The sequence below is a fragment of the Vibrio rhodolitus genome, assembly GCF_003350325.1.
Taxonomy (GTDB): Bacteria; Pseudomonadota; Gammaproteobacteria; order Enterobacterales; family Vibrionaceae; genus Vibrio; species Vibrio rhodolitus.
Window position 1 is genome coordinate 72,968 of record NZ_QLYZ01000021.1, and the last position, 8,962, is coordinate 81,929.

At 44.7% G+C, this 8,962-nt stretch carries 9 protein-coding genes and 1 rRNA gene; 8 read left to right on the forward strand and 2 right to left on the reverse strand.

Features of this window, described 5'->3' with window-relative positions; all coding sequences use genetic code 11:
- Nucleotides 1-38: 38 nt before the first annotated feature.
- Entirely contained in the window at nucleotides 39-500 is a 462-nt protein-coding gene (locus tag DPF93_RS17480; RefSeq protein WP_114767365.1) for a chemotaxis protein CheX, read from the reverse strand.
- Between the two features lie 17 nt (nucleotides 501-517).
- Nucleotides 518-976 (reverse strand): zinc uptake transcriptional repressor Zur, encoded by a 459-nt coding sequence (zur, locus tag DPF93_RS17485; RefSeq protein WP_114767366.1) that lies wholly within the window; start codon nucleotides 974-976, stop codon nucleotides 518-520.
- 258 nt (nucleotides 977-1,234) lie between these two features.
- Between zur and dusA the strand changes: the two genes are divergently transcribed.
- From dusA to DPF93_RS17525, 8 genes are all read left to right on the forward strand, one after another.
- Nucleotides 1,235-2,215, forward strand: a complete 981-nt coding sequence (gene dusA, locus DPF93_RS17490; protein ID WP_114767367.1) for a tRNA dihydrouridine(20/20a) synthase DusA — start codon at nucleotides 1,235-1,237, stop codon at nucleotides 2,213-2,215.
- Between the two features lie 160 nt (nucleotides 2,216-2,375).
- Nucleotides 2,376-2,585 (forward strand): envelope stress response protein PspG, encoded by a 210-nt coding sequence (gene pspG, locus DPF93_RS17495; protein WP_114767368.1) that lies wholly within the window; start codon nucleotides 2,376-2,378, stop codon nucleotides 2,583-2,585.
- A gap of 62 nt (nucleotides 2,586-2,647) precedes the next feature.
- Entirely contained in the window at nucleotides 2,648-3,304 is a 657-nt protein-coding gene (locus DPF93_RS17500) for a TIGR04219 family outer membrane beta-barrel protein (RefSeq protein WP_114767369.1), read from the forward strand.
- A gap of 182 nt (nucleotides 3,305-3,486) precedes the next feature.
- The gene (locus DPF93_RS17505; protein WP_114767370.1) at nucleotides 3,487-3,726 is read left to right on the forward strand and encodes a hypothetical protein; all 240 of its coding nucleotides are present in this window, start codon (nucleotides 3,487-3,489) and stop codon (nucleotides 3,724-3,726) included.
- Between the two features lie 145 nt (nucleotides 3,727-3,871).
- Nucleotides 3,872-5,761: an assimilatory sulfite reductase (NADPH) flavoprotein subunit gene (locus tag DPF93_RS17510; protein WP_208638801.1), complete on the forward strand. Its 1,890-nt coding sequence runs from the start codon at nucleotides 3,872-3,874 to the stop codon at nucleotides 5,759-5,761.
- On the forward strand, nucleotides 5,761-7,485 hold the full coding sequence (gene cysI, locus DPF93_RS17515) for an assimilatory sulfite reductase (NADPH) hemoprotein subunit (RefSeq protein ID WP_114767372.1): 1,725 nt from the start codon (nucleotides 5,761-5,763) through the stop codon (nucleotides 7,483-7,485). Before DPF93_RS17510 ends, cysI begins: the two co-directional genes overlap by 1 nt.
- Nucleotides 7,478-8,254 (forward strand): phosphoadenylyl-sulfate reductase, encoded by a 777-nt coding sequence (locus DPF93_RS17520; protein ID WP_114767373.1) that lies wholly within the window; start codon nucleotides 7,478-7,480, stop codon nucleotides 8,252-8,254. Before cysI ends, DPF93_RS17520 begins: the two co-directional genes overlap by 8 nt.
- Nucleotides 8,255-8,797: 543 nt before the next feature.
- Nucleotides 8,798-8,962: ribosomal RNA gene (locus tag DPF93_RS17525) — 16S ribosomal RNA — on the forward strand; the annotation flags it as partial.

Here is an 8,962-nt window from a genome sequence, read left to right on the forward strand (position 1 = left end):
TGTGACGGGAAGCTTTTTTAATTCTTTGTGTTACACCATTATTCGAAACAAATCTCGATAAAAGCATTACCCCATTGCGAGCTGAATGGCATGATGATAATCGCGCCTTCGCATTTATGGCGAATCGTATGACCTTTGCCTGATACCACGACAGGTGTTGCCATATCGAAATCAAAGCCACTTTCAGCGAGGATTCGTTTTGCACCACCAGTTACCATGTTGGTGATTTCACCAACCATATCCGTAACTTCATCGTTTAAGCCATTTGGACGTTCACCTAGCATGTTTTCCATGATCTCGAGAGCTAGGCTTTCATCAAAGGTAATCGACATAGAACCGCGAGTTTGCGGACCAACCATCCCGATTAGACCTGACACATCACCACGTGCAATTTCGTCTTTTTTTACACGAGGCTTTTGTGGCTTCAACTCCAGTGAAGCCATCGTTTTTAGTACGTTCATCAATGAAGCTAAAAACGGATTGACAAATTCAGCGCGCATATTCTTCTTCTATATCTTTACTCTTTAATATCAGATAAGCATGACTGGCATATACCGTGCGACTCAATCACGTGATTTGTGATCTTAAAGCCATGTTTTTCTGCATTATTAGCCAACAAGGCTACCAAACTATCATCTTGTAGTTCAATAACGTTACTACATTTGTCGCAGATTAGAAGATGCGAGTAATGTTTATGTGCGTTACATGAACAACATTGAATAAAACTGTTAGTTGACTCGACTCGATGAATGAAACCTTGTTCTAATAAAAAGTCGAGCGCACGATAGACAGTCGGTGGCTTTGCTTGTGGTTCGCTAAGCTTTAATTGTTCTAACAACTCATAGGCACTAGACGCTTTTGGGCTAGCACAAATTAATTGGAAGACCTGTTTTCGTTGCGACGTAAGTCTTACGCCTCTTGCAGCACAAATCTCTTCGATTTGTTTGATCAGCTCATGGTCCAAATTTTCCACCATAACGATTGGACTTTTTTTACAATATACCACTCAATCACTAGCGGTGTGCATCATTCGCGTCATTATGATAAGACCATCGAGCGACAATTTTGCCTCGAGGTGAATCAGTTTGCCGTACTATTGAATCACCTAACTTACCAAAATATCTAGAGAAACGATACAGCCGAAGATAAATTGGCGCGTATCTTTGGAAGAGATTACAATATTCGCCCTATTTTCTTAGCTTAAATTCTATTCATTAGACTGGAACACAGACTTATGACTCATTCGTGCAAGTTCTCTATCGCTCCAATGCTCGATTGGACTGATCGTCACTGTCGATACTTTCATCGCTTACTTTCTAGCGAGACGCAGCTGTACACAGAAATGGTGACAACAGGTGCCATCATCCATGGTAAGGGCGATTTCCTTGCGTATAACGAAGAAGAACACCCATTAGTGCTGCAACTTGGTGGCTCTAATGCTGCTGATCTTGCTACTTGCGCCAAGCTGGCGGCGGAACGTGGCTATGATGAGATTAACCTGAACGTGGGTTGTCCTTCTGATCGCGTGCAAAACGGTCGTTTTGGCGCATGTCTAATGGCTGAGCCTCAGTTGGTGGCTGAATGTGTCGCGGCAATGAAAGAAGTGGTTGATATCCCAGTGACGGTGAAGACCCGTATTGGTATTGATGATCAAGACTCGTATGAGTTTTTGACCGACTTCGTTTCCATTGTTTCAGAGAAGGGTGGCTGTGAGCAGTTTACCATTCACGCGCGTAAAGCGTGGTTGTCAGGTTTAAGCCCGAAAGAGAACCGTGAAATTCCACCATTGGATTACCCACGTGCTTATCAATTGAAGAAAGACTTCTCTCATTTGGTGATTGCCGTAAACGGTGGGGTAAAAACACTGCAAGAGACCAAAGAGCATCTACAGCATCTTGATGGTGTAATGGTGGGTCGTGAAGCTTACCAAAACCCATACATCTTGGCAGAAGTGGATCAGCAAATCTTTGGTCTGGATAAGCCAGTCAAGAAGCGTACTCAAGTAGTGCAAGAGATGTACCCATATATTGAAGCGCAGCTATCAAAAGGCGTTTACTTAGGTCATATCACTCGCCATATGTTGGGGCTATTCCAAAATATGCCGGGTGCGCGTCAATGGCGTCGTCATATTAGTGAGAATGCGCACAAGCCTGGCTCAGGTATCGAAGTGGTTGAAGCGGCATTAGCGAAGATTCCAAAAGAGTTGGATGTGTAAAATTGACCACCTTGCTTGGTGAAAAATACCAATAGTTATCTAGAAAGCGCTCTCATCAAAGGGCGCTTTTTTATTGTTATGTTAAAAATCAATGTCTTATGTTTGCTTTTAAACTTGGCACACTTTCTGCGATAGAGGAATTAAAGAAAGGAGAAACACTATGTTTGAGTTAATCTTTGTTTTAGTTTTTATCGCGACCTTATTGGTTACAGGTGTCACCATGCTCACGGTATTTGCAGCGGTTGGTTTTGCGTTGGCGGTAATGGTGTTATTGGGGATGGTTGGTGCTGTGCTGAAAATCCTCCCTTGGTTGATTGTGATCGCGATAGGTATCTGGTTTTTCAAAAACCATGTATGTAGCTCTCGATAGCGAACTTGGCAAAATGTGATAGGCTCAAAAGAGTCAGAATAAAAACTGAGAGCCTATCCACGATGACTAAAAACATGTATTGGCTAACCGCAGCCTCGCTGCTGTTATTTTCCAGCTCAGCACTTGCGAGCTCGATTCGCACCACAGTCGGCGCCGATGCATGGTTTGGTGATACCAAAATAGATGAGCAGCGTCGAGACCACGCCACTGCCCCAAATCTCTTTGTGGCGATTGAGCACGACCAACCTTACTTACCACATGTAAGCTTACGCTATGCCAGTATTGACGCTGATTATGCGAGCTTCGATAAATATGACTTTTCATTTTATTATCGCCTGCTTGAGCGCGAGCACATGCTGTTTGATGCAGGGGCGACTCTCACTAAGTACAGTGACACTTCTTATCGCACCAGTATTTCTGCCCAGCCTTCGTACAGTTTCAATGAACTGACTTTTAACTGGTATGCCTACGCCGAACTCGCTATCCCAAATACGGACTTAGACATTATTGGTCAGTTTGATTTTGGTGAGAGCAAAGATATTAAAAGAGCCGATGTATTAGCCGGTTTAAAATATCAAGCCAGCGATGCACTCGCCATTCGCGCCGGTTACCGAGTGGTGGATCTGGAATTTGATGATCTTGCGACGGCTACCCCGGAAGTCTCGGAGTCGTTTATCTTTATCAATGGCTTCTTCGTTGGTGCCGAGTTTCGCTTTTAACTAAGTGTTAAGGGTAAGGGTTAGTGCAAAGTAGTGTACTTGCTTAATACGCCACTATTCGAATCGGTATTCAATTGGCGCTTCTTTATATTTATTCTTCATAAAGTTTGCGTTTTTACTAGCAGTTTTATCGTTATGCACCATGCTTATCAGTACAGGGAAAGTTACGCAGAGAAGCAAATATGACGATTAACGAGCTGCGCGTATTATATCGAGATAATCAGTTGGTCGAAGCCATCATAGAACCATCAGCCGAAGAAGGACTTTGGGTGGTGGAGTTCCGCCATGCTGAAGGCGGCTTTTTATTGCTGACTGATGTACACGGTGAAGAGTGCCACTATGGTAATTTAGATATCGCCTCTAAATCAGCCATGGCAGTAGGCTTTAACCAAGTGCGTATCGAAGATCAGCGACCGCTGTAACCCCACGACTTTTTGCCTTGCTCAAATGCACCCAGAGCAGGAGGGCTCGCGTCTAGATTTCACACGCTTTAATTCCAAAAGTTATAAAACATTCACTTCTATTCTTTCTTGTTATTAAAAAGAGTGGTTAATCTATCATCACGCAATAAACAGGGATGTCGAGACCATGTCTTTAAATAAGAAAGAGTCTTCAGCCAATGGAGAGCTCTCGCAAGCAAATACACCAGAATTACCATCAATCGCTAGCCCTCTTAATGATCAGCAATTAGGTCAGTTACAGCAAACGGTATCAAGTTTGTCTTCTCAGCAACTGGCGTGGGTGAGTGGTTACTTCTGGGGATTAGCCCAAAATCAACCTGCTGCGGCAGCAGCGCCAATTAGCCAAGCGGCAGCCGTGGTGGCAGCAAAGCCTGCAGGCAAGTTAACCATTATCTTTGCCTCACAAACAGGTAACGCCAAAGGTGTCGCAGAAGAGCTAGAGCAAGAAGCGAAAGCGCAAGGTATCGCAGCCGAGCTATTTGACGCTAGTGACTACAAAGGTAAGAACCTAGCCAAAGAAACCCACGTGATTGTCGTGGCTTCCACCAATGGTGAAGGGGAAGCGCCGGATAATGCCATAGAACTGCATGAATTTTTGCAATCAAAGAAAGCACCGAAGCTCAACAACCTAAAGTACGGTGTGATTGGTCTGGGTGATTCTAGTTATGAGTTCTTTTGCCAAACCGGTAAAGATTTTGATGCTTACCTAGCAAAACTTGGCGCGACTCCTTTTATTGATCGTATTGATTGTGATGTGGATTACGAAGCACCAGCCAAAGAATGGCGTGCTAAAGCGCTCGATACTGTGAAAGATGATCTCTCATCAGGCGCTGAGGCGGAAGTTGTGCAATTGCCAGTAGGGCAGGCTGCTACTGGTCATGCGCAATACAACAAACAGAATCCTTACACCGCAACGTTACTGACGAGTCAGAAAATTACCGGGCGAGATTCAGGTAAGGATGTTCGCCATATTGAGATTGATCTTGATGGCTCAGGCATTACTTATCAACCAGGCGATGCATTGGGTGTGTGGTATCAAAACAGCTCTGAACTTGCCAATGCTATTTTAGCCAAAGTAGGGCTGTCTGGCGTTGAAAGTGTCGATGTCGACGGAGACAGTCTTTCTATTCACAGTGCGTTGGTGGCGAAATATGAAATTACTGCTGCCAATCCGCAGCTAGTAACTAAGTTCGCGGAACTGTCAGGCAGCAAAAAACTGCAAAAGCTGGTGGAAGATAAAGATAAGCTGCGCGAGTACGCGGGCAATACTCAAATTATCGATGTATTGGCTGAGAAGAAAACCAAGTTGAGCGCGCAAGAGTTGGTTGGTTTACTGCGCCGTTTGACGCCACGTCTTTATTCGATTGCTTCGGCGCAATCTGAAGTGGAAGACGAAGTTCATTTAACCGTTGGTGTGGTCGAATATCAGCAAGGTGAAGAGCTCCGCTTTGGCGGCGCATCGAGTTACCTCTCACACCGTTTAGAAGAGGGTGGGGAAGTGAAGGTGTTTATTGAAAACAACAATAACTTCAAACTTCCTCAAGATGATAATACGCCAGTGATCATGATTGGACCTGGGACTGGTATTGCACCTTTCCGCAGCTTTATTCAGGAGCGCGACAACCGTGATGCAGAAGGTAAGAACTGGTTATTCTTTGGCGATCGTACCTTTACTCAAGACTTTCTCTATCAGGTGGAGTGGCAGAAATATCTGAAATCAGGATTGCTCACTCAGCTGGATGTTGCCTTTAGTCGTGACCAACAAGAGAAAGTGTATGTTCAGCATCGCATTCTAGAAAACGGTGCTCAAGTATGGCAGTGGATTGAAGAAGGCGCTTATCTATATGTGTGTGGTGATGCGACTCGCATGGCGAAAGATGTCCATGAAGCATTGGTTTCTGTCGCACAAGAGCACGGCAAACTAAGCAAAGAACAAGCAGAAGAGTTTATTAATAATCTGCGTAAGGAAAAACGTTACCAAAGGGATGTGTACTAATGAGCAAAGAACAACAACAAGTACTTGGTGAAGTATTAGGTCCTTATGCTGACAATGAACGCTTAAAGCGCGAAAGTAATTTTCTTCGCGGTACTATAGAGCAAGATCTGCAAGACCGTATTACGGGTGGGTTTACCGCGGATAACTTTCAACTGATCCGTTTCCACGGTATGTATCAGCAAGATGACCGCGACATTCGTAATGAACGTGCGAAGCAGAAACTCGAACCTCTGCACAATGTCATGCTGCGTGCACGTATGCCGGGCGGCATTATTACGCCAAAGCAGTGGTTAGCCATCGATAAGTTTGCCAGTGAACATTCGTTGTATGGCAGTATTCGTTTAACCACGCGTCAGACCTTTCAGTTCCATGGTGTTCTAAAGCCAAATATTAAGCTGATGCACCAAACACTAAATAGTATTGGTATCGACTCTATCGCCACCGCAGGAGATGTGAACCGAAACGTACTTTGTACCACCAATCCGGTGGAGTCAGAACTTCATCAAGAAGCCTACGAATGGGCGAAAAAGATCAGTGAACATCTGCTGCCAAAAACCAAAGCGTATGCCGAGATTTGGTTAGATGGCGAGAAAGTAGAAACCACTGAAGATGATGAGCCGATTCTCGGTAAACACTATTTACCGCGCAAGTTCAAAACGACGGTTGTGATCCCGCCACAAAATGATGTTGATGTGCATGCCAATGACCTGAACTTTGTTGCCATTGCTGAAAATGGCAAATTGGTTGGCTTTAACGTGCTGGTGGGCGGTGGTTTGGCGATGACCCACGGTGATACCTCGACTTATGCGCGTCGCGCTGATGACTTTGGTTTTGTACCACTGGATAAAACCTTAGATGTTGCAGCTGCTGTGGTCACGACGCAACGTGATTGGGGTAACCGTTCGAATCGTAAAAATGCCAAGACCAAATATACGCTTGATCGTGTCGGTATTGAGGTGTTCAAAGCTGAAGTAGAAAAGCGTGCAGAAGTGACGTTTGCCGCCAGTCGTCCTTATGAGTTCACTGAACGAGGGGATCGCATTGGCTGGGTAGAAGGTATTGACGGCAAGCACCATCTTGCACTGTTTATTGAAAATGGTCGCTTACTTGATTTCCCAGGTAAGCCTCTTAAAACGGGGATGGCTGAAATCGCGAAGATTCACAAAGGTGACTTCCGTATGACAGCCAACCAAAACTTAATCGTCGCGGGCGTTGCTAAGTCCAACAAAGCGAAGATTGAGAAAATTGCACGAGCACACGGTTTGATGGATGACGAGGTCAGTGAGCAACGCAAAAATTCAATGGCGTGTGTGGCATTCCCGACTTGTCCATTAGCGATGGCTGAAGCCGAACGTTTTCTACCGCAATTTGTTACCGATGTGGAAGGTATTCTTGAGAAACACGGTTTACCGAAAGAAGACAGCATTATCTTACGTGTTACCGGCTGTCCAAATGGCTGTGGGCGAGCGATGCTGGCTGAGATTGGCTTAGTGGGTAAAGCTCCAGGTCGTTATAACCTGCATCTAGGTGGCAACAAAGGTGGTACGCGTATTCCGAAGATGTATAAAGAGAACATTACCGATAAACAGATCCTAGAAGAAATTGATCTGCTGGTGGGACGCTGGGCTAAAGAGCGTAATAAAGGAGAGTGCTTTGGTGATTTCGCAATTCGCGCCGGGATCATTGAAGAGGTATTCGTATCAAAGAGGGATTTGCATGCTTAATTCAACCGCGAGTTCACTTGAGTTAAAACAACTACTCACGTTGACTAAAACAGAGCAGATTCTGCAACTGGGTATGATCAATGCCGAGCTAGAACAAATGACAGCACTGCAACGAGTGACTTGGGCGGTGGACAATCTCACAGGTGAGTTTGCGGTTTCTTCAAGCTTTGGCGTTCAGGCGGCAGTGATGCTGCATCTCGTTACTCGAGTAAAACCGGATATTCCAGTGATACTGACGGATACCGGTTATCTGTTTCCAGAGACTTATCAGTTTATTGAGGAGTTAACTCAGCAACTTGGTTTGAATCTGAAAGTTTACCGCGCGCAACAAAGTCCAGTGTGGCAGGAAGCGGTGCATGGTAAGTTGTGGGAGCAAGGTGTTGAAGGCATCGAGAAATACAACAAGCTAAATAAAGTAGAGCCAATGCGCCGAGCTTTAGATGAGCTAGAAGTCGGAACTTGGTTCTCGGGTCTTCGTCGTGAGCAGTCGCAATCTCGAGCTAACCTACCGATTCTTTCGATTCAAAATGGTGTATTTAAGTTTTTACCCGTCATCGACTGGAGTAATAAAGATGTGCACTATTATTTAGAAGATCATGGTTTGCCTTATCACCCTTTAAGAGAAGAAGGCTATCTTTCCGTCGGTGATACACATACGACGAGAAAGTGGGAACCAGGAATGAAAGAAGAAGAAACTCGATTCTTCGGTTTGAAACGTGAATGTGGGCTTCATGAAGAGGATGGAGAAGAGCACGGTTCGGGAATTTAGTTCGACATATAAAGAAAAGGCTGCGTAACGCAGCCTTTTTTATGCTTAAAAAATCACCACGTGTGGATAACTTTGTGGATGAACTGTTGGCTTGCTTGGGGTAAAAATAAACAAATAAGGCTTTGAACGAAAAAGACACACATAAGCGCTATTTTTGCAATTTTTGCAAAATAACGCTTGCCAATGTGACGCCGATCTCTATAATGCACCCCTGTCGACGAGGCAAGGCTCCATAAGGAGTTAAGCGCAGTCGATAAGGTCAAAAAGAATAACGAAATGATTTAAAGAAAGTGGTTGACACTGAAAATTATCTCGCTAGAATGGCCGCCTCTTCCGAAGTGATTTAGCTCACAAAGAAGAGTAGCTCTTTAAAAATAAGAACCTATCAATCTGTGTGGGCACTCGTTGATGATAATCCAAATTAGAAGCTTAGGCTTCAAATTAGATTTCAATGAAACGAAGTGACCATTGCTAGAAATAGCAGCACAGTCAATTCAAACATTACTATGTAATGTTCAGTATTCATTGAGTCACCAAAATCTTAAATTGAAGAGTTTGATCATGGCTCAGATTGAACGCTGGCGGCAGGCCTAACACATGCAAGTCGAGCGGCAGCGACAACATTGAACCTTCGGGGGATTTGTTGGGCGGCGAGCGGCGGACGGGTGAGTAATGCCTAGGAAATTGCCCTGATGTGGGGGATAACCA